This window comes from Mycobacterium shinjukuense, assembly GCF_010730055.1.
GTDB classification, from domain to species: Bacteria; Actinomycetota; Actinomycetes; order Mycobacteriales; family Mycobacteriaceae; genus Mycobacterium; species Mycobacterium shinjukuense.
In genome coordinates, this window is record NZ_AP022575.1 from 2,171,575 (window position 1) to 2,197,664 (window position 26,090).

A 26,090-nucleotide genomic window follows, 5' to 3' on the forward strand; every position below is an offset into this window, starting at 1 on the left:
AGGAGGGTCCGTGGCCAGCCTCGAGCAGAGCCGGCACCTGGTCACCGATATCCCGGGCCCGGCGTCGATGGAGCTGAACAAGCGCCGGGCCGCGGCGGTGTCCCGGGGCGTCGCGGTCACCCTGCCGGTATTTGTGGTGCGTGCCGGCGGCGGCGTCCTCGAAGACGCCGACGGCAACCGCCTGATTGACTTGGGTTCCGGCATCGCGGTGACCACCATCGGCAACTCCGCCCCGCGCGTCGTGGACGCGGTGCGCGCGCAGGCGGCCGAGTTCACCCACGCCTGCTTCATGGTGACCCCCTACGAGGGGTACGTCGCCGTCGCCGAACAGCTCAACCGGATTACCCCGGGCTCCGGCGAGAAGCGCTCGGTGCTGTTCAACTCCGGTGCCGAGGCGGTGGAGAACGCCGTCAAGGTCGCCCGCGCCTATACCCGTAAATCCGCGGTGGTCGCGTTCGACCACGCCTACCACGGCCGCACCAACCTGACGATGGCGCTCACCGCCAAGTCCATGCCCTACAAGAGCGGCTTCGGCCCGTTCGCGCCCGAGATCTACCGGGCGCCGTTGTCCTACCCCTACCGGGACGGCCTGTTGGACAAGGACATGGCCACCGACGGCCAGCTGGCCGCGGCCCGGGCGATCAACGTGATCGAGAAGCAGGTGGGTGCGAGCAACCTGGCGGCCGTCGTCATCGAACCCATCCAGGGCGAAGGGGGTTTCATCGTGCCGGCCCCGGGCTTCCTGCCCGCGCTGCTCGACTGGTGCCGCGCCAACAACGTGGTGTTCATCGCCGACGAGGTGCAAACCGGGTTTGCCCGCACCGGGGCAATGTTCGCCTGCGAGCACGAGGGCGTGGCGCCCGACCTGATCTGCACGGCCAAGGGCATCGCCGGCGGGTTGCCGCTGTCGGCGATCACTGGCAGCGCCGACATCATGGACGCTCCGCACGTCGGTGGCCTGGGCGGCACCTTCGGCGGCAACCCGCTGTGCTGTGCCGCGGCGCTGGCCGCGATCGCGACCATCGAGCGTGACGGCCTCATCGAGCGGGCCCGGCAGATCGAGCGGCTGATCACCGAGCCGCTGCTGCGGCTGCAGGCCGCCGACGACCGGATCGGCGATGTGCGCGGCCGCGGCGCCATGATCGCCGTCGAGTTGGTGAAATCCGGGACCGCCGAGCCCGACGCCGAGCTGACGCGGAAACTCTCCGCCGCGGCCCACGCCGCCGGGGTCATCGTGTTGACCTGCGGCATGTTCGGCAACATCGTTCGGCTGCTGCCGCCGCTGACCATCACCGACGAGGTCTTGGCCGAGGGCCTGGACGTGCTGGCCGGGCTGCTGGCCGAGCTCTGATGCCCGCCCGGTGGCGCATCTCACAGCCGATTGGCAGCGGTCTTCCATTGAGGCATATATTTACTTTCGCTAACGTTCTATTGCCCGGGTGCAGCGCCGCGCCTCGAGTGTCAACACCTTCAGCAAGTGCAAGGGGACGTGTCATGTCGACCACCACCCACGAAGAGCGCGAAGAGCGGTTGGCCCGCCGCATCGAAGACCACTACGCCAACGACCCGCAGTTCGCCGCCGCTCGGCCCGACGAGGCGATCACCGCGGCCATCGACGCACCCGAAGTGGCATTGCCGCAGATCATCCACACCGTCCTGCGAGGTTACGCCGATCGGCCCGCCGTCGGCCAACGCGCCGCCCAACTGGTCACCGACCCCGACACCGGCCGCACCTCGGTGCGACTGCTGCCCAAGTTCGAGACCATCACCTACCGCGAGCTGTCCGACCGCACCGACACGTTCGCACGCGGGTTAACGGCTGACGTCCAGCCCGGCGACCGGGTCGCCGTGTTGGGCTTCACCAGCGTCGACTACACCACCATCGACATCGCGCTGGTCCAGCTGGGTGCGGTGGCGGTTCCGCTGCAGACCGGCGGGGCGATCGCCCAGCTGCGGCACGTCGTCGTCGAGACCGAGCCCACCGTGGTCGCCGCCAGCGTGGCCAACCTCGCCGACGCCGTCGAATTGGTGCTGACCGGTCACCCGCCGGCGCGGCTTGTCGTCTTCGACTACCGTCCCGAGGTGGACGAGCAGCGCGACGCCGTCGACGCCGCGCGGGCGCGCTTGGCCGGCACCGCGGTGATCGTGGAGACGCTGGCCGAGGTGATCGAGCGCGGGCAGGCGCTGCGCCCCGTGCCGGCCGTTGCCGGCGGCTCGGGGGACCCGTTGGCGCTGCTGATCTACACCTCCGGCAGCACCGGCGCGCCCAAGGGCGCCATGTACCCCCAGAGCCGGGTGGCGAACCTCTGGCGCACGTCCGCCTGGTTCGAGTTAGGCACCGAACCGGCGATCACGCTCAACTTCATGCCGATGAGCCACATCATGGGCCGTCAGATCCTCTACGGGACGCTGTGCAAAGGAGGCACCGCCTACTTCGCGGCCAACAGCGACCTGTCGACGCTGTTCGAGGACCTGGCGCTGGTTCGGCCCACCGAGTTGAGCTTCGTGCCACGCATCTGGGACATGGTGTTCGCCGAGTTCCAGCGCGAAGTCGACCGGCGCTGGGCCTCCGGCACCGATCGTGCTGCCCTTGAAGAGCAGGTGAAGTCGGAGCTGCGAGCGGGCCTGCTCGGCGGACGGTTCGTCACCGCGCTGACCGGCTCGGCGCCGATCTCCCCCGAGATGAAGGCCTGGGTCGAGTCCCTGCTGCACGACGTGCATCTGGTGGAGGGCTACGGCTCCACCGAGGCCGGCATGGTCTTGATCGACGACCACATCCGGCGCCCCACCGTGATCGACTACAAGCTGGTCGACGTCCCCGACCTGGGCTACTTCCTAACCGACCGGCCCCACCCACGCGGCGAGCTGCTGGTCAAGACGCAGGCCCTGTTCCCCGGCTACTACCAGCGGCCCGACGTCACCGCCGAGGTGTTCGACGCCGACGGCTTCTACCGCACCGGCGACATCATGGCCCAAGTGGGCCCCGACCAGTTCGTCTACCTCGATCGCCGCAACAATGTGCTCAAGCTCTCGCAGGGCGAGTTCGTCACCGTGTCCAAGCTTGAGGCGGTGTTCGGCGACAGCCCGCTGATCCGGCAGATCTTCGTCTACGGCAACAGCGCCCGGGCGTATCTGCTGGCGGTGATCGTCCCCACCGAGGCGGCGCTGTCGCGCCACGGCGTCGCGGGCGTCAAGCCGCTGATCCGCGAGTCACTGCAGGAAATCGCCAAATCCGCCGGACTGCAGTCCTATGAGATCCCGCGCGACTTCATCGTCGAGACGACGCCGTTCACGTTGGAAAACGGCCTGCTCACCGGCATTCGCAAGCTGGCGCGGCCGCAGGCCAAGAAGCACTACGGCGAGCGACTGGAACGGCTCTACACCGACTTGGCGAACGGCCAGGCCAACGAGCTGCGCACGCTGCGGCAAACCGGCGCCGACGCGCCGGTGCTGGAGACGCTGAGCCGCGCCGCGGCCGCCCTGCTGGGCACCACCCTCCCGTCCGGCGAGGCCGACCCGCGGCCGGACGCTCACTTCACCGATCTGGGCGGCGACTCACTGTCGGCTTTGTCCTTTGCCAACCTGCTACAGGAGATCTTCGACGTCGAGGTTCCGGTGGGCGTCATCGTCAGCCCGGCCACCGACCTGCAGGCCCTGGCCGCCTACATCGAGACCCAACGTCGCCCCGGCGCCCAGCGGCCGACGTTCGCCTCGGTGCACGGGCGCTTCGCGGCGGAGGTGCACGCCCGTGACCTCACGTTGGACAAATTCATTGACCCCGCCACGCTTGCTCGGGCGGTGAACCTGCCGGCACCAAGCGCCCCGGTGCGGACCGTCCTGCTGACGGGTGCCACCGGCTTCCTGGGTCGCTACCTGGCCCTGGAATGGCTGCAGCGGATGAACCTGGTCGACGGCACGCTGATCTGCCTAGTGCGGGCCACGTCGAATGAACAGGCACGAGCCCGGCTCGACAAAACCTTCGATAGCGGCGATCCGGCGCTGCTGCGGCACTACCGCGAGCTGGCCGCCGATCACCTCGAGGTGCTCGCCGGCGACAAGGGCGAAGCAGACCTGGGCCTGGATCCGCAGACCTGGCAGCGGCTGGCCGACACGGTCGACGCGATCGTCGACCCGGCGGCCCTGGTCAACCACGTGCTGCCCTACAGCCAGCTGTTCGGTCCCAACGTGGCGGGCACCGCCGAACTGATCCGCCTGGCGTTGACCTCCAAGATCAAGCCCTACACCTACACCTCGACGATCGCGGTGGGCGACCAGATCACCCCGGCGGCGTTCACCGAAGACGCCGACATCCGGGCGGTCAGCGCGACCCGCACGATCGACGACAGCTACGCCAACGGCTATGCGAACAGCAAGTGGGCCGGTGAGGTGCTGCTGCGGGAGGCCCACGAGTTGTGCGGCCTGCCGGTCACGGTTTTCCGCTGCGACATGATCCTGGCCGACACCACGTGGGCGGGTCAGCTCAACGTGCCCGACATGTTCACCCGGCTGATGCTTTCCCTGGTGGCCACCGGGATCGCGCCCGGCTCGTTCTACGAGTTGGACGCCGACGGCCACCGGCAACGCGCCCACTACGACGGACTGCCCGTCGAGTTCATCGCCGAGGCGATTTCGGTCTTAGGTGCCCACAGCGAGCAGGGGTTCCACACCTACCACGTGATGAACCCCTACGACGACGGCATCGGGCTCGACGAGTTCGTCGACTGGCTCATCGACACCGGCTGTGGCATCCAGCGGATCGGTGATTATGGCGAGTGGCTGCGCCGGTTCGAAACGGCGCTGCAGGCGTTGCCGGAGCGGCAGCGGCACGCTTCGCTGCTGCCGCTGCTGCACAACTACCAGAAACCGGACAAGCCGGTGTGCGGGTCCGTCGCACCCACCGACCGGTTCCGCGCCGCGGTGCAGGACGCCAAGATCGGCCCCGACAAAGACATTCCGCACGTCTGCGCGCCGATCATCACCAAGTACGTCACCGACCTGCGCCTGCTGGGGCTGCTGTAAGCAGGCGCGCCCGCCCCGGCGCCGCGTGGGCGGGCTGCGCGTCGTCGCCACCGCCGGCACCCCGGCGTCAGCCAAACCACCCCCACTGCGGCGCCCTCGCCATAAACTCACGGTCAACCGGTCCCCGGGGGATCCGGCCCGGGGCTGGCGCCGAGCACACGACGTGTGGGGAGGCAGTGATGTCATATCTGATCGCGGCTCCGGAGATGCTGGCGGCCGCGGCGCAGCATCTGGCCGGCATCGGCGCGTCGCTGAGCGCGGCCAACGCGGCGGCGTCGGCGTCGACCGTGCGGCTGCTGCCCGCCGGAGCCGACGAGGTGTCGGCGGCGATCGCGGCGTTGTTCGGCACCCATGCGCGCACCTATCAGGCCATCAGCGCCCAGGCGGCGGGCTTTCACGACCGGTTCGTGCAGACGTTGACCTCGGCCAGCGGATCCTATGCCGCCGCCGAGGCCGCCAGCGTTCCGTTGCTCGACGCGATCAACGCGCCCGCACAGGCTTTGTTGGGCCGCCCATTGATCGGCAACGGCGCCAACGGCACCGCGGCCAATCCCAACGGCGGACCCGGCGGCCTGTTGATCGGCAACGGCGGCAACGGCTATACGCAGACGGCGGCCGGCGTGGCCGGCGGTAACGGCGGGCCCGCCGGGCTGATCGGCAACGGCGGGACCGGCGGTGGCGGCGGGCCCGACGCGGCCGGCGGCGCCGGCGGCACCGGCGGCTGGCTGATCGGCAACGGCGGCCCCGGTGGCGGCGGCGGTAGGGCCATTCTTGGCGTGGTAGGTGGTACTGGTGGGGCCGGCGGCAACGCGCCGCTGCTCGGCCTAGGCGGCATTGGCGGGTCGGGCGGTGACGCCGCTGGTGCCGGTACGACTGGCGGGGCCGGCGGCACCGGTGGTGCCGGCGGTGTCCTGGGGGCCATCGGCGGGGCCGGCGGCACTGGCGGGACGGGCGACACCGGCGGCGCCGGGGGTGCCGGCGGTGTCGGACGCGGCCTGCTGTTCGGCCTGGGCGGCGCCGCCGGCGGCGGCGGAACGGGCGGCCCCGCCGGCGGCGCCGGCGGGGCCGGCGGCGCCGCAGAGGGTCTGCTCCTTGGCCTGGGTGGCGCCGGCGGGGTCGGCGGCGCCGTCGCTGCCGGCGCCAGCGGCGGGGCCGGCGGCGCCGGCGGTGACGGCAGCGCCGTGATCGGTTACGCCCTGGGCGGCGCCGGCGGCCTGGGCGGCTTCGCCGACGACACCGGCGGCGCGGGCGGCCAGGGCGGGATCGGCGCGGCGCTCCTGGGCTCGGGCGTCGGCGGTTTCGGCGGCGTCGGTGGCGCCGCCAACGTGACCGCCGGCGCGGGCGGCCACGGCGGCCAGGGCGCCACGTTCATCGGCGTGGGCACCGGCGGTGCCGGCGGCATCGGCGGGTTCTCCGGAGGCGATGGCGGCGCGGGCGGCTACGGCGGCCAGGGCGCCGCGCTGATCGGCATGGGCCTCGGCGGCGTCGGCGGTGCCGGCGGCACCGCTTTCGGTGGGACCGGCGGCGCTGGCGGTGACGGCGGCGACGGCGGCGGCCTGCTCAGCATCGGGTTCGGCGGAAACGGCGGCAACGCCGCCAACGGCGCCGCGCCCGCCAACGGCGGCAACGGCGGCAACGCCGGGGTAGTCGCCAACGGCGCGTTCACCCCGGCGCTGGTCGGCTTCGGCGGCAACGGCGGCAACGGCATCAACGGCGGGACCGGGGGCACCGGCGGCAGCGGCGGCACATTAATCGGCGCCAACGGCAACAACGGATCGTCATAGTCGGTCCGCCTGCCCGCCGAACACCCGATGCCGATTTCCGCGAAATGGCCCACACTGCTGCGCCGTCCGCATAAACTCGCAGCGCACCGGCCATCGACGATTCGGACCGGGGCCTGGCGCCGAGCACACGACGTGTGGGGAGGCAGTGATGTCATATGTGATCGCGGCTCCGGAGATGCTGGCGGCCGCGGCGCAGGACCTGGCCAGCATCGGCGCGTCGCTGAGCGCGGCCAACGCGGCGGCGTCGGCGTCGACCGTGCGGCTGCTGCCCGCCGGAGCCGACGAGGTGTCGGCGGCGATCGCGGCGTTGTTCGGCACCCATGCGCGCACCTATCAGGCCATCAGCGCCCAGGCGGCGGGCTTTCACGACCGGTTCGTGCAGACGTTGACCTCGGCCAGCGGATCCTATGCCGCTGCCGAGGCCGCCAGCGTTCCGTTGCTCGACGCGATCAACGCGCCCGCACAGGCTTTGTTGGGCCGCCCATTGATCGGCAACGGCGCCAACGGCACCGCGGCCAATCCCAACGGCGGACCCGGCGGCCTGTTGCTCGGCAACGGCGGCAACGGTTATTCGCAGACAACGGCCGGCGTGGCCGGCGGTAACGGCGGGTCCGCCGGGCTGATCGGCAACGGCGGCAATGGTGGTGCCGGTGGGCCCGCCGCGGCCGGCGGGGCCGGCGGCAGCGGCGGCTGGCTGCTCGGCAACGGCGGCAATGGTGGCGCCGGGGGCCCGACGAACGTTTTTGGCGGCAAAGGTGGTGCCGGTGGGGCTGGCGGCAGCGCCCCATTCCTCGGCTGGGGCGGCAGGGGCGGGGCTGGCGGTTTCGCCCCCGACGGAATCGGCGGGGCCGGCGGCAACGGCGGCGCCAGCGGGTGGCTGTTTGGCTGGGGTGGCGACGGCGGCCCCGGCGGATCGGGCGACAGCGCCGGCGGCGCCGGGGGGGCCGGCGGCCTGGGACGCGGTTTACTCGTTGGCCTGGGCGGTGACGGCGGCGCCGGCGGAACGAGCAACGATGCCGGCGGCCCCGGCGGCGCCGGCGGTGCCGCATCGGGTCAACTGTTCAGCCTGGGTGGTAACGGTGGCATGGGTGGTGCCGGTACCAACCCCGGGGCCGTTGCCGGTGACGGTGGCGCCGGCGGTAACAGCAGCGCCTCGATCGGTTACGCCCAGGGCGGCTCCGGCGGCCTGGGCGGCTTCTCCCTGGACACCGGCGGCACGGGCGGCCAGGGCGGCATCGGCGCCGTGCTCCTGGGCGCGGGCGTCGGCGGTTTCGGCGGCATGGGTGGCGCCGCCAACGGCAACGTCGCTAGCGGCGCGGGCGGCCACGGGGGCCAGGGCGCCGCGCTCATCGGCCTGGGCGCCGGCGGTCTCGGCGGCATCGGTGGCTTCGCCACCAATAGCATTGGCGGCGCAGGCGGCCACGGCGGCCAGGGCTCCGCGCTCATCGGCGTAGGCGTCGGCGGCGATGGCGGTGCCGGAGGCGTCACCGCCGTTGGGACTGGTGGCAAAGGCGGGAACGGCGGCGACGGTGGCGGCCTGCTCAGCCTCGGGTTCGGCGGCAACGGCGGCAACGCCGGCAACGGCGCCCTGGCTGCCGACGGCGGCAACGGCGGCAACGTCGGGGTAACCGCCAACGGCTCGTTCACCCCGGGGCTGTTCGGTTTCGGCGGTAACGGCGGCAACGGTGCCGTCGGTGGTATTGGCGGGACCGGCGGCAGCGGCGGCACACTGATCGGCGCCAACGGCAGCAACGGATCGTCATAGCCGGTCTGCGGACCCAGGTAGCGCCACCCGACGAGGTGTGCGCACCAAGCCGGCGTGCTTGCTTCCGTCCCGCTGGCTACTCGAACAGCCCCGGCTGACTCAAACCGGCCGCCCCGGCCGGCGGGGTCATGCCCAGGTGGGTCCACGCCAGCGCGGTGGCCACCCGGCCCCGCGGCGTGCGCGCGACCATGCCGGCGCGGACCAGGAACGGTTCGCACACCTCCTCCACCGTGGCGGCCTCCTCGCCCACCGCCACCGCCAGCGTCGAAACCCCGACCGGGCCGCCCCCGAAACCGCGGGTCAACGCCGACAACACCGCCCGGTCCAGCCGGTCCAGGCCAAACTCGTCGACGTCGTACACCTCGAGCGCGGACTTGGCGACATCGCGGGTGATGACACCGTCGGCGCGCACCTCGGCGAAATCCCGGACCCGGCGCAGCAACCGGTTGGCGATCCGCGGGGTGCCCCGCGAGCGGCGCGCGATCTCCGCGGCGGCCTCGGCGCCCAACTCGATGCCCAGAATGCCGGCCGAGCGGGCCAGCACCCGCTGCAGCTCGGCGGGCTCGTAGAAATCCAGGTGGGCGGTGAACCCGAACCGGTCGCGCAGCGGGCCGGTGAGGGCGCCGGACCGGGTGGTCGCGCCGACCAGCGTGAAGGGCGCGACCTCCAGCGGAATCGACGTCGCCCCCGGGCCCTTGCCGACGACCACGTCGACCCGGAAGTCCTCCATCGCCAGGTAGAGCATCTCTTCGGCGGGCCGGGCGATGCGATGGATCTCGTCGATGAACAACACGTCGTGCTCCACCAGGTTGGACAGCATCGCGGCCAGGTCACCGGCGCGTTCCAGCGCGGGCCCGGACGTCACCCGCAACGCGGACCCGAGCTCGGCGGCGATGATCATCGCCAGCGACGTCTTGCCCAGCCCCGGCGGACCCGACAGCAGGATGTGATCCGGTGTGCCGCCGCGGTTTCTGGCGCCCTCGATGACCAGCTGCAGCTGCTCGCGGACCCGGGCCTGGCCGATGAACTCCCGCAGCGAGCGCGGCCGCAGGCTGACGTCGACGTCGCCCTCGCCGACGGTCAGCGCCGGCGAGACGTCGCGGTCCGCGGCGTCCCCGGAGCTCATCGCGCCTTACCTAACAGTGACAGCGCGGCCCGCAGCGCGCCCGACGTGGTCGCGTCATGATCTGCGGCCAGCACCTTGTCGGTGGCCTCCTCGGCCTGCCTGGCCGCAAACCCGAGACCGACCAAGGCCTCCACCACGGGGCCGCGCACCGCGTGGCCATTGATCGCAGAGGCGCCGGAAGCGGACGCCCCGGCTGGGCCCACTTTGTCACGCAATTCCAGCACCATCCGTTCGGCGCCGCGTTTGCCGATGCCGGGCACCCGGGTCAGCGCGACAACGTCGCGGTCGGCCAGCGCCTGGCGCAGCGCCGGGGCGTCATGCACCGCCAGGGTCGCCATCGCCAGCCGGGGCCCGACGCCGGACACCGACAACAGCGTCAGGAACAGGTCGCGGGTATCCACATCGGTGAACCCGTACAGCGTCATGGAATCCTCGCGCACGATCATCGCGGTGATCAGCCGGGCTTCGGTCCCCGGCCGCAGCGTGGCCAGCGTCGCCGGCGTCGCGTTTACCCGATAGCCAACCCCGGCGGCCTCGATCACCACGTGATCGAGCGCCACCTCGAGCACCTCACCACGCACCGAGGCGATCATCGGGCGGCCTTCACCTTGGCGGCGTCGCCGCGACGCTGCCGCGTGGCCAGCGCATCGGCTTGGGCCATCCGAGCGATCATCGGCGCCCGCCAACAGTGACAGATCGCCAGCGCCAGCGCGTCGGCCGCGTCGGCCGGTGTCGGCTTGGCGTGCAACCCGAGGATTCTGGTGACCATCGCGGTGACCTGCGCCTTGTCCGCGGAACCGTTGCCGGTGACCGCGGCCTTGACCTCGCTGGGGGTGTGGAAGTGCACGTCGATGCCGCGCTTGGCCGCCAGCAGGGCGACCACGCCGCCGGCCTGCGCGGTGCCCATCACGGTGGTCACGTTGTGCTGGGAGAACACCCGCTCGATGGCCAGCACGTCGGGGCGGTGGGTGTCCAGCCAGTGCTCGACGGCGTCACCGATGGTCAACAGCCGCGTCGACAACGGCGCATCGGCCGGGGTTCGCACCACGTCGACATCCAACGCGACCAGCTGCCGACCACGTCTCTCGACCAGCGACAGCCCGCATCGCGTCAACCCGGGATCGACACCCATCACCCGCACCGCATGCTCCCAACCCCCTTCAGCGCCACGGCCCGAACAGCTGTTCGATAGGCTAGCGGATCACGCCGACATCCGCGGGCAGGACACGCCCGTGGCAAGAATAATGGTAGGTTTTCTGCCATGCGTACAACCATCGACGCGGCGGGGCGTCTCGTGATCCCCAAGCGGATTCGCGACCGCCTCGGCTTACGCGGAAACGAGCAGGTGGAGATCACCGAGCGCGACGGGCGCATCGAGATTGAGCCAGCACCGACCGGTGTCGAGCTCGTTCGGGAAGGTTCGGTGCTGGTCGCCCGGCCGGAACGCCCGCTGCCCTCGTTGACCGACGAAATCGTTCGGGAAACGCTCGATCGCGTCCGGCGGTGATCACAGCAGACACCAGTGTCCTCGTTGCCGGATTCGCGACCTGGCACCAAGGGCATGAGTCGGCCGTGCGCGCGCTCAGCCGTGGCGTGCACCTGATCGCGCACACGGCGGTGGAAACCTATTCGGTTCTGACGCGTCTGCCACCGCCGCACCGTGTCGCCCCCGCTGCCGTGCACACCTATTTGACCGACATCACGTCGAGCGACTATCTGACGCTGGATGCGCGCTTACATCGCGCCTTGATCGATCATCTCGCCGAGCACAATGTCGCCGGTGGCGCAACCTACGACGCGCTGGTCGGCTTGACGGCGAAGGCCGCTGGCGCCACCCTGTTGACTCGCGACGTGCGTGCGGTCTCGACATACGAGCGGTTGCGCGTCGAGGTTGAGCTGGTGACCTGACGCGTGTCCATCTGCTGCTGTAGGGCTTGCCCCGCCCGTTGGTCCCACCAAAGCTGTTACCTTTACCGCACGATCGCTCAACGCCGCAGCACGAAAGGGTATGCGTGGGATCACTGCTGGTGGTGCTCGCCGTGGCGCTGTTCATCGCGTCGATCATCGTCCTCGTCATCGTGATCAGACGGCCCAAGACGGCGACCAAACCGGGCGGGCGCCAGGACCCGCTCTCCCTGGACGCGATGGCACAATTCGGCCCCCGCCAACTCGGTCCCGGTGCGATCGTCAGCCACGGCGGCGTGGACTATGTGGTGCGCGGTTCGGTCACCTTCCGCCAGGGTCCGTTCGTGTGGTGGGAGCACCTGCTCGAAGGCGGCGAGCAGCCGTTGTGGTTGGGCGTCGACGAGGACGACGGACGGCTCGAGCTGAGACTGTGGGTGAAGCGCAGCGATCTTTCGGTGGAGCCCGATGGCCACCCGGTGGTCGACGGGATGACCTTCCGGGTGTCCGAACGCGGCCACGCCGGCTACACCACGGAAGGCACGACCGGCCTGCCGGCCGGCGGTGAGATGGACTATGTCGACTACGCCAACGCCGACCAGACCGCGCTGCTGTCCTTCGAGCGCTGGGCGCCCGACATGCCCTGGGAGATCTCGACGGGCAAGCCCGTGCTGGCCGGCGAACTCATCATCTACCCGGCGCCGCCGCCCGCCGACTAGGACCAGGGTCGCGGTGGCGCTTCATCACCTGGCCGTGGCTCCGGCCGACGTGTCCGGGGCCCGGCTCGGGCTGGCGCTCAACGCGCCCGCCCCGCGGCCGCTGGCCACCTGCCGACTGGACCACCCCCAAGGGGGCAGCCTGCTGCTCGGCGTCCTCGGGGCCTCCCACGTGGTCGCCGTCGACCACCGCGGCCGACGCTTTACCGAGCTGGTCTCCTGCAGCGCGCGCGACCATGGCGGTGGCCTGCCCGCGCACACCCGGGCACCCGGCTACCGGCTGGAATCCCGGGTCGACACCCACGACGAGGCGACGTTTCGCCTGCTCGCACAACACCTGCGCACCCGATGCACCACCGACACCGGCTGGCTGGGCGGGGTATTTCCCGGCGACGACGCCGCCATGACGGCGCTGGCCGGCCACCCCGACGGCAGCGGCTGGCAGTGGCAGACGTGGCACCTGTACCCGCGGCACCCTTCTGGGTCCGGCGGGACGGTCGTGCACACCACCAGCCGGTGGCGTCCGTGAGCCGCAACCGACTGTTGCTGACCGCCGGCGCCCTGGCCGTCGCCGCCACGGTGTCCCTGGTTTCCGGACTGGTACTGCTGAACAGGAACATCGGCTCGTATATCGCGTCCCACTACCGCGAAGAATCCCGGGACGCCCGCGGAACGCGGTACCTGTGCACCGGATCAGCCACCCAGGTGGCCGACACGCTCGCCCACTACCAGGCCCCCGCGGCGCGCGCGGCCAGCGGCGACAACCAGTACCTGCGCTACAGCAACAACATCGTGATCGTCGGCCCGGACGGCACCTACCCGTGCAGCATCCGCGTCGAACCGCTGGGCGCGGGCTACAGCCACGGCTCCTACATCTTCCTGGGCCCCGGGTTTACCCCGGGGTCGCCGTCGGGCGGCTCCGGAGGCAGCCCCGGCGGGCCCGGCGGAAGCAAATAAGACCACCACGCCATAAGGAGAACCTCATGCACCAGGCCAGCTACCAGGCCAGCTACCAGGCCGGAGTCGACTTCGGCACCGTCAACGTCACAGCGATCCTGCACGGTGTGCTGGCCACCGTGTTGTACTTCCTGGTCGGCGCGGCCGTCCTGGTCGCTGGCTTTGCGATGGTCAACCTGTTGACCCCGGGGGATCTGCGTCGCCTGGTGTTCATCGAACGGCGCCCCAACGCGGTCGTGCTGGCCTCGGCGATGTATGCGGCGCTGGCCGTGGTGATCATCGCCGCCATCTACGCCAGCTCCAACCAGCTGGGCCAGGGACTGATCGGTGTGGCCGTGTACGGGATCATCGGGGTGGCGCTGCAGGGGGTGGCGTTGGTGATCCTCGAGACGGCCGTGCCCGGGCGGTTCCGGGACCACATCGACGCACCGCAGCTGCATCCGGCGGCGTTCGCCACCGCCGCCATGCTGCTGGCCGTGGCGGGGGTGATCGCCGCCGCGCTGTCATGACATCCACCCGGGTCGGAACCGCCGAGTCTGCGGTGCGCTGGCGGGCCGTGCTGCTGGCGGCCGTCGCGGCGTGCGCGGCCTGCGGCATCGTCTACGAGCTTGCGCTGCTGACGCTGTCGGCGAGCCTGAATGGCGGCGGCATCGTCGCCACCTCGCTGATCGTCGCCGGCTACATCGCCGCGCTGGGCGTGGGTGCCCTGCTGGTCAAGCCGTTGCTGGCCCGTGCGGCCGTCACCTTCATCGCCCTCGAAACGGTCCTGGGCATCATCGGCGGATTGTCGGCGGCGGCGCTGTATGTGGCCTTCGCGTTCCTGGACGAGCCGGGCGGGTCGACGCTGGTGCTGGCGATCGGCACCGCCCTGATCGGCGGGCTGGTCGGCGCCGAGGTGCCGCTGCTGATGACGCTGCTGCAGCGCGGCCGAGTGGCCGGCCCCGCCGATTCCGGGCGCACCCTGGCCAACCTCAACGCGGCCGACTACCTGGGCGCGCTGGTCGGCGGGCTCATCTGGCCTTTCCTGCTGCTGCCGCAGCTGGGGATGATCCGCGGGGCGGCGGCCACCGGCGTCGTCAACCTGGTGGCCGCGGCGATGGTGTCCATCTTCTTGCTGCGACACGTCGTGTCCATCGGGCAGCTGGTGGCCGCGTTGAGCTCGCTGGCCGCGGCACTGACGCTGCTAGTGACGTTGCTGGTGCGGGCACACGACATCGAGACCACCAGCCGCCAACGGCTCTACGCCGACCCGATCATCGCCTACCGGCACTCGGCCTACCAGGAAATCGTGGTCACCCGCCGGGGCGCCGACCTGCGCCTGTACCTGGACGGGGGGTTGCAGTTTTCCACCCGGGACGAATACCGCTACACCGAAAGCCTGGTCTATCCCGCGTTGGGCGCCGGAGCACACTCGGTGCTGGTGCTCGGTGGCGGCGACGGCCTGGCGGCCCGCGAACTGCTGCGCCAGCCCGGCGTGCAGTCGATCGTGCAGGTGGAGCTCGACCCCGCGGTCATCGAGCTGGGCCGCACCATCATCCGCGACGCCAACGGCGGCGCGCTGGACGACCCGCGCGTGCACGTCGTGATCGACGATGCGATGAGCTGGCTGCGCGCCACTGAAGCAGTCGGCTTTGATGCGGTGATCGTCGACCTGCCCGACCCCGACACACCGGTGCTGGGCCGGCTGTACTCGACGGAGTTCTACGCCCTGGTTGGGCAGGTGCTGGCACCCGGCGGGCTGATGAGTGTGCAAGCGGGGAGCCCGTTTTCGACGCGCATGGCGTTCTGGCGCACCGTCTCGACGATCCAGGCCGCGGGCTATGCGGCCACCCCCTACCACGTGCATGTGCCGACGTTCGGCGACTGGGGCTTCGTCCTGGCGCGCCGCGGTGACGCCGCGCCCACCCCCACCGTGCCGAATGATGCGCCCCCGCTGCGCTTCCTGGACCAGCGGGTGCTGCAGGCCGCCACGGTGTTCTCCGACGACACCCGGCCCCGCCCGGTGGCGCCCTCGACGCTGGACAATCCGCGCATCGTCGACGACATGCGCCACGGGTACGACTAGTTGGTCGCCGCCCGCTGCTCGATCCCGTCCGAACCGACCGTGCAAAGTGCACAGATGACCTACGATCAGCGGGTGGAATGGCAACCGCCGTCACCTCGGGTGCAAGAGCTGATTCGCAAGGGCGCGTGGATGGCCCTTAACCCCCCGCGGGAATGGCTTGAAGAGTTTGATCGCGCCACGCTGGCCGCCTGCCCGCCGATCGCCCAGGATCCTGCCCTGGCGGCGGTGGTAACTCGGTCCAGCCGCGGCAATCTCGTTCACTTCGCCTCCTCCATCCTGCGCAATCCCGGCGCGCCGGTGCCGCCGAATCTCAGCCCCGAGACGCTGCGCATGGCCCGGGATCTGGTGCGCCGCGGCCTGGACGCGTCGGCGCTCGAGGTGTACCGCATCGGACACAACGTGGCCTGGCGGCGCTGGACGGAAATCGCGTTTCAACTCACCTCCGACCCCAAGGAACTGCGCGAGCTGCTCGACGTGCCTTTTCGATCGGCCAACGAGTTCGTCGACGCCACGCTGGCCGGCATCGCCGCCCAGATGCAGTCCGAGTATGCAGACCTGACCCAAGATATCCGCGCCGAGCGCCGGAAAATCGTCGAGCTCATCCTCGACGCCGCACCCATCAGCCATCAACGCGCCCAAGCGCAGTTGGACTACGCCTTCGACCGCTCGCATACCGCCGCCATCCTGTGGTGCGACGAGGCCAACGACGACCCCGACCACCTTGACCGGGTAGCGGAGTCATTCGGCCAAGCCGTCGGATGCCCGCAGCCACTGGTCGTGGTGCCCAGCGCCGCGACGCGCTGGGTGTGGGTCAAAGACGTCGACGCCGTCGACCTGGAGAAGGTCGGGGACATGCTCGCCGACTCGCCACACACCCGGATCGCGATCGGCACCACCCTGCCGGGAATCGACGGCTTCCGACGCAGCCACTTCGACGCGCTCACCACGCAGCGCATGGTGGCTCGGCTGCGGTCACCCCAACGGGTCGCCTTGTTCGCCGACGTTCAGCTGGTCGCGCTGCTCACCGAAAATCCCGACGGTGCAGACGATTTCATCCAGACCACCCTCGGGGATTTCGAGTCGGCCAGCTCGACGTTGCACACGACGGTGCTGACCTACATCAGCGCGGAGTGCAACGCCTCGCGCGCGGCCAAGCTGCTCTTCACCCATCGCAACACGCTGCTGCACCGGCTGGAGACCGCTCAGCGGCTCCTCCCCCGCCCCCTCAGCGACACCACCGTCGAAGTTGCGGTGGCGATCCGAGCGCTGCAGTGGCGCGGCAAACAACACAGCGATCCCCCGCGCGCGCTTGCCGAGCAATACCGCTAGCACCCATCGGGCCGGTTGGTCAGGCCGGTTGGGCAACCGGCCTCATTCCTCGTCGAGCGCCGCCAACACCTCGTCGGACACGTCGACGTTGGTCCACACGTTCTGCACGTCGTCGCTCTCCTCCAGCGCCTCTACCAGCTTGAAAACCTTTCGGGCGCCGTCGATGTCGACGGGGACGCTGACCGAAGGCTGAAAGCTGGCCTCGGCCGACTCGTAGTCGATGCCGGCGTCCTGCAACGCGGTCCGCACCGCCACCAGGTCGCCGGGTTCGGAGATCACCTCGAAGCTGTCGCCGAGATCGTTGACTTCTTCGGCACCGGCATCCAGCACCGCCGTCAGGATGTCGTCTTCGGTCAATCCGTTCTTCTCCAGCGTGACCACGCCCTTGCGGGAGAACAAATAGGCCACCGAACCCGGGTCGGCCATGGTGCCGCCGTTACGCGTCATCGCCACCCGGACCTCGCTGGCGGCGCGGTTGCGGTTATCGGTCAGGCACTCGATCAGCACCGCCACCCCGTTGGGTGCGTAACCCTCGTAGATGATGGTTTGCCAGTCGGCGCCGCCGGCCTCTTCTCCCGCGCCGCGCTTGCGCGCCCGCTCGATGTTCTCGTTGGGCACCGAGCTCTTCTTCGCCTTCTGGATCGCGTCATAGAGCGTCGGGTTACCGGCCGGGTCACCACCACCGACGCGCGCGGCGACCTCGATGTTCTTGATCAACCGGGCGAACATCTTGCCGCGGCGGGCGTCGATGACGGCCTTCTTGTGCTTGGTGGTGGCCCACTTGGAATGGCCGCTCATCGCAGTGTCATACCTCTCCTGTCGCTCGTTCGCCAGACGAGTCTACGTGGCTGCCCGTGGACCCCGGTGAAGGTGACGGCCGGTTGGCCATGTCCAGTCACGGCGTTCCGTTTGTCCCTGGCGGGCCAAACTGGCCGGCCTTGCCACCGGTACCGCCGGCTCCGCCGTTGACACCGTTGCCGCCGTTGCCGCCGTCGCGCCCGTAGCTCGGCCAAGTAATCGGGTCCGAACGCCTCGGGAACCGCCCGCTGCGGGCGATGACGGCGCGCCGGGGTGACGTCAGCGCCGGCCGTTGACCATGTCGACGAACAGCTGGTGGATCCGGCGGTCGCCGGTCATCTCCGGATGAAACGCCGTCGCCAGCACCGCGCCCTGGCGCACCGCCACGATGTGGCCCGCGGTTCGGGCCAGCACCTGTACGCCGTCGCCGGCCCGCTCCACCCAGGGCGCCCGGATGAACACCGCCCGCACCGGCTCATCGAACCCGGCGAACGCGATATCGCCCTCGAACGAGTCGACCTGACGTCCAAAAGCGTTGCGCCGCACCGTCATATCGATAGCACGCAGCGGCAGCGCCGCGCGTCCGCCGGCACCGGCGTCCAGGATCTCACTGGCCAACAGGATCATGCCCGCACAGGCGCCGTAGGCCGGAAGCCCGTCGGCCAGCCGCGCCCGCAACGGTTCCAGCAAGTCACAGTCCCGCAGCAGGTGGCTCATCGTGGTGGATTCCCCGCCGGGAATCACCAACCCGTCCACCGCATCCAGCTCATCACGGCGCCGCACGGTCATCGGCGCGGCACCAGACTCGCGCAGTGCCGTCAGATGCTCCCTGGCGTCGCCCTGCAGCGCCAGCACACCCACCCTTGGAATGCTCATGGTCGGCTCACGACCGGTGTCCGCGTGTGAAGCGAGTCAGCCCCTCCTGCATCACCGCCGCCACCAACTCGCCTCGCCGGTTGAAGATCTTGCCCTGGGTGAGCGCACGACCACCGCAGGCCGACGGCGACGACTGGTCGTACAGCAGCCATTCGTCGGCCCGAAACACCCGCATGAACCACATCGCATGATCCAGCGACGCCACCTGCAGCCGGTCCCGCACCTCGAGATGATTGACCTGCGCCGAGCCCAGCAACGTCAGGTCACTCATATACGCCAACGCGCAGATGTGCAGCACCGGGTCATCGGGCAACCGATCGCGGTGGCGAAACCACACCTGCTGCTGGGAGGCCTTGCCGGGCAGACGTTGCAGCTCGTCTCGCGGCACCATGCGCACGTCCCACTCCTCGAACTGCCGGAACCCGGCTTCGTCGAACACCCGCACCGACCGCAGGCCCGGCAGTTCGTCCGGCGGTGGTGCCACCGGCATGACGTCCTGGTGGGTGATGCCGTCCTGCTCGGTTTGAAAAGACGCCGACATGCTGAAGATGGTCTGACCGTGCTGGACGGCGCTGACCCGCCTGGTGCAGAACGAACCGCCGTCCCGGAGTCGCTCGACGAGAAAGACCGTGGGCGCCTTGGCATCCCCGGGCCGCAGAAAGTAGCCGTGCAGCGAGTGGACCAGGTAGCGCGGGTCGACGGTGCGCACCGCTGACACCAGCGACTGGCCGGCCACATGTCCGCCAAAGGTGCGCTGCAGGAAACCCGATTCCGGGCTGAACACGCTGCCGCGGTAGATGTTGACCTCGAGTTGCTCGAGGTCAAGGATCTGCTCGATCGCCACGAAACGTTCTTACCAACCGCGCCGAGCCAGCCGATGCGGCTGAGCGATCTCCTCCACGTTGATGCCCACCATCGCCTCGCCCAGCCCCCGCGACACCTTCGCCAGCACGTCCGGGTCGTCGTAGAAGGTGGTGGCCTTGACGATCGCCGCGGCCCGATGCTCGGGGGCACCGGACTTGAAGATGCCCGAGCCAACGAAGATGCCCTCCGCGCCCAGCTGCATCATCATCGCGGCGTCTGCGGGCGTGGCGATACCCCCAGCGGTGAACAGCGTGACCGGCAGCTTGCCGGCCCGGGCCACCTCGACGACGAGCTCGTAAGGCGCCTGCAATTCCTTTGCCGCGACGAACAATTCGTCTTCAGACAGCGATGTCAGCCGGCGGATCTCGCCGGTGATGGCCCGCATATGGGTGGTCGCGTTGGAGACGTCACCGGTGCCGGCCTCGCCCTTGGACCGGATCATCGCGGCGCCCTCGCTGATGCGGCGCAGCGCCTCGCCGAGGTTGGTGGCCCCGCACACGAACGGCACGGTGAATTTCCACTTGTCGATGTGATGGGTGTAGTCGGCGGGCGTCAACACCTCGGACTCGTCGATGTAATCCACCCCAAGGCTCTGCAGGATCTGCGCCTCGACGAAATGCCCGATGCGGACCTTGGCCATCACCGGGATGGTGACCGCGGCGATGATGCCCTCGATGATGTCGGGGTCGCTCATCCGCGACACCCCGCCCTGGGCCCGGATGTCGGCGGGCACCCGTTCCAGCGCCATCACCGCGACGGCACCGGCGCCCTCGGCGATGCGGGCCTGCTCGGGGGTGACGACGTCCATGATGACGCCGCCCTTAAGCATCTCGGCCATGCCACGCTTGACCCGGGCGGTGCCGGTCTGGCCGGAAGCCGGCCTACCCGACTGGGCCTCGTTTGACTGGGCGGCGGTGTCCACTGGTCTCCTTCGTTGCTTCGGTGCCGACACCAGTCTAGTGCTGACCTACAAACCAGCTTCCAGCTCTTGCGGTGATGAAGGCGCTGCTCGCGGCGGCGTCTTGGCCATCGCACCGGAAAAGTTTCTTGGAAACCTGATGGTCCTGCCGTTCGTGTCATAGGGTCTTGTGCTACCGGAGTGCGGCTTACCGAGAAAGGCGGACTGGGAAAGAAACATAGCGATGAATTTCGCCGTGTTGCCCCCGGAAATGAATTCGGCGCGCATGTTCGCCGGTGCGGGCCTGGGCCCGCTGCTGGGCGCGGCGGCAGCCTGGGACGGGCTGGCCGAGCAGTTGCACGCCGCGGCGGCGTCGTTCACATCGGTGACCTCGGGGCTGACGGCCCAGGCGTGGCAGGGCCCGGCGTCGCTGTCGATGATGCGCACGGCCGGCCCTTATGCCGGATGGTTGAGCACGGCGGCCGGTCAGGCCGAGCAGGCGGCCACCCAGGCCCGGGTGGCGGCGAGCGCGTTCGAGGCGGCGCGGGCGGCCATCGTGCATCCGGCGATGGTCGCGGCCAACCGGATTCGGCTGGTGTCGCTGGTGGGCTCCAACGTGCTGGGCCAGAACGCCCCGGCGATCGCGGCCGCCGAAGCCGAATACGAGCAGATGTGGGCCCAGGACGTGGCCGCGTTGTGCGGCTATCATGCCGGCGCATCGGCGGCGGCCGCCCAGCTGGTGCCGTTCCACGAGGATTTTCAGCGGCTGCTGGGAACCCTGCCCGGCCGGTTGGCCAGCGCCTACGCCGCCGCGGGGCTGCCGGCAATCAACGTGGATTTGACCACCGGCACTTTCAACGTGGGCAACGGAAACGTCGGCGTCAACAACATCGGCAATGGGAACATCGGCAACGGGAACATCGGCAACGGAAACATCGGCGACCGCAACATCGGCGTCGGGAACACCGGCGTCGGCAACATCGGCATCGGCAACACCGGCAATTGGAATATCGGCATCGGCATCACCGGCAATGGACAGATCGGCTTCGGGAATCCCGGCGATGGCGACCTCGACGTCCTGGTGGTGGGGGACGGCGGCCCGGCGGTAACGGCGTTGGTCATGGGCGGCACCGACAGCCCGCTGCCGCTACCCAACGTCAGCCTGCTGGAGTATGCCGCGCAGCTCATCACCCCGTTCCATCCCGGGTATACCGCTCAGTTCCTGGAAACGCCATCGCAGTTTTTTCCATTCACCGGGCTGAACAGCCTCACCTTTGACGCCTCCGTGGCCCAGGGCGTCGCGAATCTGCACACCGCGATCATGGCGGAACTGGTGGCGGGAAACCAGATCGTCGTCTTCGGCACCTCCCAAAGCGCCACGATCGCCAGTCTCGAAATGCGCTATCTACAAACCCTGCCCGAAAACCTACGTCCGGGCATCGACGAGTTGTTCTTTACGTTGAGCGGCAATCCCAACCGGCCCGACGGCGGACTCTTCACGCGTTATAGCGCTCTCATACCGGGTTTGGCTTCCACGATCTATGGCGCGACGCCCGCCAACGCCTACCCGACCGTGGATTACGCGGGCCAATACGACGGCGTCAACGACTTCCCCAGATACCCGCTGAATTTCTTCGCGACCGCCAACGCGATCGCTGGCATCGTTTTCCTGCACTCCGGGCTCGTTGCCGTGCCGACCGATGTTGCGTCGGGTGTGATCCAGCCGGTGTCCTCGGCGGAAGTCCTGACCACCTACATCCTGATTCCCAGCGAGGATCTGCCGCTGCTGGTCCCGCTGCGCGCGATCCCCGTGCTGGGTGACCCGTTGGCCGACCTCATCGAGCCGGATTTGCGGGTGCTCGTCGAGCTCGGCTATGACCGCACCGCCTACCAAGATGTGCCAACCGGGTTTGGGCTGTTCCCGGACGTCGATTGGGCCGCGGTCGGCGCCGAGCTGCAGCAGGGGACCCTGCAAGGCATCAACGACGCACTGTCCGGACTGGGGTTGCCGCCGCCGCCGGCTCTGCGCCTCCTTTGATCAGCGGATCGCCAGCGGACCGCCGGCGTCCCGCGCAGCCTCGGCGCCGAGGGCACCGTCCGCCAGCCGGTTGGCCGCGGGCAGCAACTCGCTGAGTTGCAGCGGGTACACCAGCTCGCCAGCCGCCACCAGGTCCGCGATGTCGTCCGCGTCGCACCAGCGGGCGCCGTGGATGTAGCGGCGTTCCAGCTCGGTGCGCCCGTCGACCGCCGGCTGGAACCGGCGCGTGCGGTGCACCAGGTAGAACTCCTCGCTGTCGATCATCGAGCCGTTGAACTCGAAGACCTCGGCGCGTCGCCAGATCGGTCCGACCAGGTCTTCCGGCGCGACCCGCAGACCGGTTTCTTCGGCCAGCTCACGGGCGGCGGCCTGGGCCAACCGCTCGCCGCGGCGCACTTCGCCGCCCACGGTGAACCACCACTTCGGCGCGGTGCCGTCGGTGATCGCCGGATCCGAGCCGCACAGCAGCAGCACGGCGCCGCTCTCGTCGAGCAGCACCACCCGCGCCGAGGTGCGGTGGTTGAATCCACCCTGATCCCGGTGCGCCACCACCTGGGGCCGCTCGGCGATCTCGAAATAGCTTGGCAGCGTTGCGGTTCCACCAAGCCGGAACGCGCGGACCACGGGGCGTTCACCTAGCGCCCGAGCGTCCCGGACGGCGTCGTTGTGGAAGCGACGGGCCAACAGCACCCGGGCTTCGGCGTCGGCCAATTCGGCGATCAGGGCCGTCGGCAGCGACCCCGGATCCACCATGGCCAGCGCGGCCGAGAGCTCGTTTTCGCGCGCCTCACGCGCGTGCCGTGGCGCGCGCTCGGCCGCGTCGGCCAGGGCCGCCAACCGTCTGCCCTCGGACGCGCCGCCGTACGCGTCGACCGCGACCGCTCGGGCCACCACCGCTCGCCGCGCCAGCGCGGCGTCCAACGCCTGCCAGGACAGGTCGTAGCGCACGTGGAGCCGGTTCAGCCGGTTGGCGGTCTGATAACCCCAGGCAGCGACGGCCATCAGCAGCACCAACAGCACCGCGACAACGACAACCGGCCAGGTCACTAGCTAGCCACCTGAACCTTGCCACCCGAGCCGGCGACCGTCTCGTACACCCGCATGATCTGGGTGGCCACCACCGACCAGTCGTACCGGCGCACGGCTTCGCGGCCGGCCGTCACGTAGCGCTCCCGCAGCGTGTCGTCCTGCAGCACCGAAACCAGCGCATCACCCAACGCCGCCGCCTGCAGCTCCGGGGGGTCGACCGGCACCAGCCGACCCACCTCACCGTCGTGCAGCACCCGCCGGAACGCGTCCAGGTCGCTGGCCACCACCGCGGTGCCCGCGGCCATCGCCTCGACCAGCACGATGCCGAAACTTTCGCCGCCGGTGTTGGGTGCGCAGTAGACGTCGGCGCTGCGCATCGCCGACGCCTTCCCGGCGTCGTCCACCTGGCCGAGAAAGCGGAGGTGGCGCTCCACGTTCCCGGCCTGGGCGCGCAGCTGCTGCTCGTCGCCGCGGCCGACGACCAGCAGCTGCACGTCGCCGAAGCGCTGCACCACCCTGGGCAGCGCGTCGAGCAGCACCGCCATGCCCTTGCGGGGCTCGTCGTAACGCCCCAGGAAAAGCACCGTCTTACCCGGCCGCGGGTAGCCGTCCAGCGGCGGCGCCGAGGCAAAGGCGTCCACGTCCACGCCGTTGGGAATCTCCACCGCGTCGGACCCCAGCGCCTCCATCTGCCAGCGCCGGGCCAGATCCGACACCGCGATCCGGCCGACGATCTTTTCGTGCATCGGTCGCAGGATGCCCTGAAAGACGGTCAGGGTCAGCGATTTGGTGGTCGAGGTGTGAAACGTCGCCACGATCGGGCCCTCGGCGATGTTCAGGGCCAGCATCGACAGGCTGGGCGCGTTGGGCTCGTGCAGGTGCAGCACGTCGAAATCGCCTTCGGCCAGCCACTTTTTGACCTTGCGATGGGTCGCCGGGCCGAACCGCAGCCGGGCCACCGAGCCGTTGTAGGGGATCGGCACGGCCTTGCCGGCCGAGACGACGTACTCCGGTAGAGAGGTGTGCGGCGACGCCGGCGCCAGCACGCCGACCTGGTGGCCGCGGGCGTGCATCACCTCGGCCAGCTGCAACACGTGCGCCTGCACCCCGCCGGGCACGTCGAACGAGTACGGGCAAATCATCCCGATGCGCATCAGCCGCCCCTCAACCCGGCCCGCATCGTCGCCGGGCAGCGGCCTGATCGCCCGGCTCCTCCTCAGGCCGTTCCGGCCCGCATCGTCGCCGGGCAGCGGCCTGATCGCCCGGCTCCTCCTCAGGCCGCTCCGGCCCGCATCGTCGCCGGGCAGCGGCCTGATCGGCCAGCCACAGGGGCTGCAGCATGTGCCAGTCCGCGGGATGGGCGGCGATGTTGCGGGCGAACTGGTCGGCCAGGGCCTGGGTGATGGCGCCGACGTCCGCGCCGGTGCAGTCCAGCGCCTGATGCGCCGAAAACCCCCAGCCGTCGTCCTCGAACCAGCAGTGCACCGGCAGCAGTGCCGCCCCGGTCTCGATCGCCAGCTTGGCCGGCCCCGACGGCATCCGGGTGGGTTCGCCGAAGAATTCGACCTCGACACCGGTGCGGGTGAGGTCCCGCTCGGCCAGCAGACACACCACCCGGTTGCGTCGCAGCCGCTCACAGAGCACCTCAAAGGGTGGTTTCGCACCGCCGGACAGCGGCAGCACCTCAAAGCCGAGGCCCTGGCGATAGTCGATGAAACGCCGGTACAGCGATTCGGGCTTGAGCCGTTCCGCGACGGTGGTGAACGTGCCGTGCCGCTGCACCAGCCACACCCCGGCCATGTCCCAGTTGCCGCTGTGCGGCAATGCCAGCACCACGCCCCGGCCGGCGGCCAGCCCCGCATCCACGTGGTCCAGCCCCTGGATCACATGGTCGAGCCGACGGGCGATGGCGCGGTGGTCCATCGTCGGCAACCGAAACGCCTCCCGCCAATACCGGCCGTAGGACCGCAGCGAGGCGAGCATCAGCGAGTCCGGCACGTCGTCCGGCGGCACACCGATGACGCGGGCCAGGTTCTTGCGCAGCTGCTCCGGTCCGCCGTTGCGGGCAGCATACCGCGCACCAGCGTCGAACGCGTTGCGCGCGGCGAATTCCGGCATCGCCCGCACGGCCATCCAGCCGGCGGCATACGCCCAGTCGGTCACTCTGCCCAGCACCAGTTGACGCGGGGACTGGATCACTGTCCAGCCGGCCGGCGTGGCGATCACCGCTCACCCTTTCCGCCGGGCCCGGGCATGGGCGCAATGCGATCGGTGGCACCCGGCGAGGTGCGCACCGTGTACAACCGCTGGGCGCAAGTGATCAGGCTGGCCACCGCCAGCACCCACATCGCCACGGGCAGCGCCGGCGGCCAGGCGACGAACGGAAAGTCCGACACGCCCGCCCCGGTCAGCACGATGATCAACCGTTCCGGCCGTTCGATGAATCCGCCGTCGCCGCGCAACCCGCTGGCCTCCGCCCGGGCCTTGATGTAGGAGATCACCTGGGAGGTGACCAGGCAGATCAAGGTCGCGATCACCAGCAGTTGGTCGCGCAGGTGAAACGCTATCCACCACAGCAGCCCGCAGAACACCGCGCCGTCGCTGATGCGGTCGCAGGCGGCGTCCAGCACCGCGCCAAAGCGGGTGCCCCCGCCGCGTTGGCGTGCCATCGCCCCGTCGAGCATGTCGAAGAGCACAAAGAACCAGACCACACACGCCCCGGCAAACAGTTTGCCGATCGGGAACAGCACCAGCGCCCCCGCCACCGAGGCGACGGTGCCCAGGATGGTGACGCTGTCCGGGGTGAGGCCGGCCCGCAGCAACCCTCGCGCGACCGGGTCGATGATGCGGGCGAACGCCGCCCGGGACAGGAAGGGCAACTTGCTCATCGGCTTCGCCTCTCCCGATCGCCGCGTCCCCCGCAA

At 70.0% G+C, this 26,090-nt stretch carries 24 protein-coding genes; 13 read left to right on the forward strand and 11 right to left on the reverse strand.

The features are described from left to right. The first annotated feature begins 10 nt into the window (after positions 1-10). From gabT to G6N20_RS09580, 4 genes are all read left to right on the forward strand, one after another. On the forward strand, positions 11-1,351 hold the full coding sequence (gene gabT, locus G6N20_RS09565; protein ID WP_163662922.1) for a 4-aminobutyrate--2-oxoglutarate transaminase: 1,341 nt from the start codon (positions 11-13) through the stop codon (positions 1,349-1,351). Between the two features lie 143 nt (positions 1,352-1,494). Next, entirely contained in the window at positions 1,495-5,019 is a 3,525-nt protein-coding gene (gene car / locus G6N20_RS09570) for a carboxylic acid reductase (protein ID WP_083047514.1), read from the forward strand. 179 nt (positions 5,020-5,198) lie between these two features. Continuing rightward, entirely contained in the window at positions 5,199-6,803 is a 1,605-nt protein-coding gene (locus G6N20_RS09575; RefSeq protein ID WP_163662925.1) for a PE family protein, read from the forward strand. A gap of 148 nt (positions 6,804-6,951) precedes the next feature. Continuing rightward, positions 6,952-8,568, forward strand: a complete 1,617-nt coding sequence (locus tag G6N20_RS09580; RefSeq protein ID WP_083047518.1) for a PE family protein — start codon at positions 6,952-6,954, stop codon at positions 8,566-8,568. Between the two features lie 76 nt (positions 8,569-8,644). Here G6N20_RS09580 and ruvB read toward each other — a convergent pair whose 3' ends face one another. The 3 genes from ruvB to ruvC are packed head-to-tail and all read right to left on the reverse strand — an operon-like array spanning position 8,645 to position 10,835. Further along, entirely contained in the window at positions 8,645-9,694 is a 1,050-nt protein-coding gene (gene ruvB / locus G6N20_RS09585; protein ID WP_083047520.1) for a Holliday junction branch migration DNA helicase RuvB, read from the reverse strand. Beyond that, positions 9,691-10,287, reverse strand: a complete 597-nt coding sequence (ruvA, locus tag G6N20_RS09590; RefSeq protein WP_083047522.1) for a Holliday junction branch migration protein RuvA — start codon at positions 10,285-10,287, stop codon at positions 9,691-9,693. The genes ruvB and ruvA overlap by 4 nt, the downstream gene beginning before the upstream one ends. Continuing rightward, on the reverse strand, positions 10,284-10,835 hold the full coding sequence (ruvC, locus tag G6N20_RS09595; RefSeq protein WP_083047524.1) for a crossover junction endodeoxyribonuclease RuvC: 552 nt from the start codon (positions 10,833-10,835) through the stop codon (positions 10,284-10,286). The genes ruvA and ruvC overlap by 4 nt, the downstream gene beginning before the upstream one ends. A gap of 120 nt (positions 10,836-10,955) precedes the next feature. Here ruvC and G6N20_RS09600 point away from each other — a divergent pair, with 120 nt between their 5' ends. From G6N20_RS09600 to G6N20_RS09635, 8 genes are all read left to right on the forward strand, one after another. Then, entirely contained in the window at positions 10,956-11,201 is a 246-nt protein-coding gene (locus tag G6N20_RS09600) for an AbrB/MazE/SpoVT family DNA-binding domain-containing protein (RefSeq protein WP_083047526.1), read from the forward strand. Further along, positions 11,198-11,602: a type II toxin-antitoxin system VapC family toxin gene (locus tag G6N20_RS09605; RefSeq protein WP_083047528.1), complete on the forward strand. Its 405-nt coding sequence runs from the start codon at positions 11,198-11,200 to the stop codon at positions 11,600-11,602. The genes G6N20_RS09600 and G6N20_RS09605 overlap by 4 nt, the downstream gene beginning before the upstream one ends. A gap of 104 nt (positions 11,603-11,706) precedes the next feature. After that, positions 11,707-12,315 (forward strand): DUF4178 domain-containing protein, encoded by a 609-nt coding sequence (locus tag G6N20_RS09610; RefSeq protein ID WP_083047530.1) that lies wholly within the window; start codon positions 11,707-11,709, stop codon positions 12,313-12,315. A 13-nt stretch (positions 12,316-12,328) separates the two neighbouring features. Beyond that, the gene (locus G6N20_RS09615; protein WP_083047533.1) at positions 12,329-12,841 is read left to right on the forward strand and encodes a DUF2617 family protein; all 513 of its coding nucleotides are present in this window, start codon (positions 12,329-12,331) and stop codon (positions 12,839-12,841) included. Beyond that, positions 12,838-13,269 (forward strand): DUF4247 domain-containing protein, encoded by a 432-nt coding sequence (locus tag G6N20_RS09620; protein ID WP_083047594.1) that lies wholly within the window; start codon positions 12,838-12,840, stop codon positions 13,267-13,269. The genes G6N20_RS09615 and G6N20_RS09620 overlap by 4 nt, the downstream gene beginning before the upstream one ends. Positions 13,270-13,295: 26 nt before the next feature. Next, positions 13,296-13,778: a DUF350 domain-containing protein gene (locus tag G6N20_RS09625; RefSeq protein WP_083047535.1), complete on the forward strand. Its 483-nt coding sequence runs from the start codon at positions 13,296-13,298 to the stop codon at positions 13,776-13,778. Beyond that, on the forward strand, positions 13,775-15,334 hold the full coding sequence (locus G6N20_RS09630; protein WP_083047537.1) for a polyamine aminopropyltransferase: 1,560 nt from the start codon (positions 13,775-13,777) through the stop codon (positions 15,332-15,334). The genes G6N20_RS09625 and G6N20_RS09630 overlap by 4 nt, the downstream gene beginning before the upstream one ends. A gap of 54 nt (positions 15,335-15,388) precedes the next feature. Further along, positions 15,389-16,663 carry an Rv1453 family transcriptional regulator gene (locus G6N20_RS09635; protein WP_083047596.1) on the forward strand — a complete coding sequence of 425 codons (1,275 nt, stop codon included), beginning with the start codon at positions 15,389-15,391 and terminating at the stop codon, positions 16,661-16,663. A 42-nt stretch (positions 16,664-16,705) separates the two neighbouring features. Here the strand turns inward: G6N20_RS09635 and G6N20_RS09640 are convergent, their stop codons facing one another. The 4 genes from G6N20_RS09640 to pdxS all read right to left on the reverse strand — a co-directional run bounded on the left by G6N20_RS09640 (position 16,706) and on the right by pdxS (position 20,039). Beyond that, positions 16,706-17,461, reverse strand: coding sequence for a YebC/PmpR family DNA-binding transcriptional regulator (locus G6N20_RS09640; protein WP_083047539.1), 756 nt, complete (start codon positions 17,459-17,461; stop codon positions 16,706-16,708). Positions 17,462-17,740: 279 nt separating this feature from the next. Continuing rightward, a complete protein-coding gene (gene pdxT, locus G6N20_RS09645; protein WP_083047541.1) occupies positions 17,741-18,337 on the reverse strand; it encodes a pyridoxal 5'-phosphate synthase glutaminase subunit PdxT in 597 nt (198 codons plus the stop codon). A 7-nt stretch (positions 18,338-18,344) separates the two neighbouring features. Continuing rightward, a complete protein-coding gene (tesB, locus tag G6N20_RS09650) occupies positions 18,345-19,181 on the reverse strand; it encodes an acyl-CoA thioesterase II (RefSeq protein ID WP_083047543.1) in 837 nt (278 codons plus the stop codon). Between the two features lie 9 nt (positions 19,182-19,190). Further along, positions 19,191-20,039, reverse strand: coding sequence for a pyridoxal 5'-phosphate synthase lyase subunit PdxS (pdxS, locus tag G6N20_RS09655; protein ID WP_232065521.1), 849 nt, complete (start codon positions 20,037-20,039; stop codon positions 19,191-19,193). A 304-nt stretch (positions 20,040-20,343) separates the two neighbouring features. Here pdxS and G6N20_RS09660 point away from each other — a divergent pair, with 304 nt between their 5' ends. Then, positions 20,344-22,137: a PE-PPE domain-containing protein gene (locus G6N20_RS09660; protein ID WP_083047547.1), complete on the forward strand. Its 1,794-nt coding sequence runs from the start codon at positions 20,344-20,346 to the stop codon at positions 22,135-22,137. Here the strand turns inward: G6N20_RS09660 and G6N20_RS09665 are convergent, their stop codons facing one another. The 4 genes from G6N20_RS09665 to pgsA all read right to left on the reverse strand — a co-directional run bounded on the left by G6N20_RS09665 (position 22,138) and on the right by pgsA (position 26,054). Further along, a complete protein-coding gene (locus tag G6N20_RS09665) occupies positions 22,138-23,184 on the reverse strand; it encodes an NUDIX hydrolase (RefSeq protein WP_083047549.1) in 1,047 nt (348 codons plus the stop codon). Next, positions 23,184-24,320, reverse strand: coding sequence for a glycosyltransferase family 4 protein (locus G6N20_RS09670; RefSeq protein ID WP_083047551.1), 1,137 nt, complete (start codon positions 24,318-24,320; stop codon positions 23,184-23,186). Before G6N20_RS09670 ends, G6N20_RS09665 begins: the two co-directional genes overlap by 1 nt. Before the next feature lie 10 nt (positions 24,321-24,330). Continuing rightward, on the reverse strand, positions 24,331-25,299 hold the full coding sequence (locus G6N20_RS09675) for a phosphatidylinositol mannoside acyltransferase (protein ID WP_408632563.1): 969 nt from the start codon (positions 25,297-25,299) through the stop codon (positions 24,331-24,333). 89 nt (positions 25,300-25,388) lie between these two features. After that, on the reverse strand, positions 25,389-26,054 hold the full coding sequence (pgsA, locus tag G6N20_RS09680) for a phosphatidylinositol phosphate synthase (RefSeq protein WP_083047555.1): 666 nt from the start codon (positions 26,052-26,054) through the stop codon (positions 25,389-25,391). Positions 26,055-26,090 lie beyond the last annotated feature (36 nt).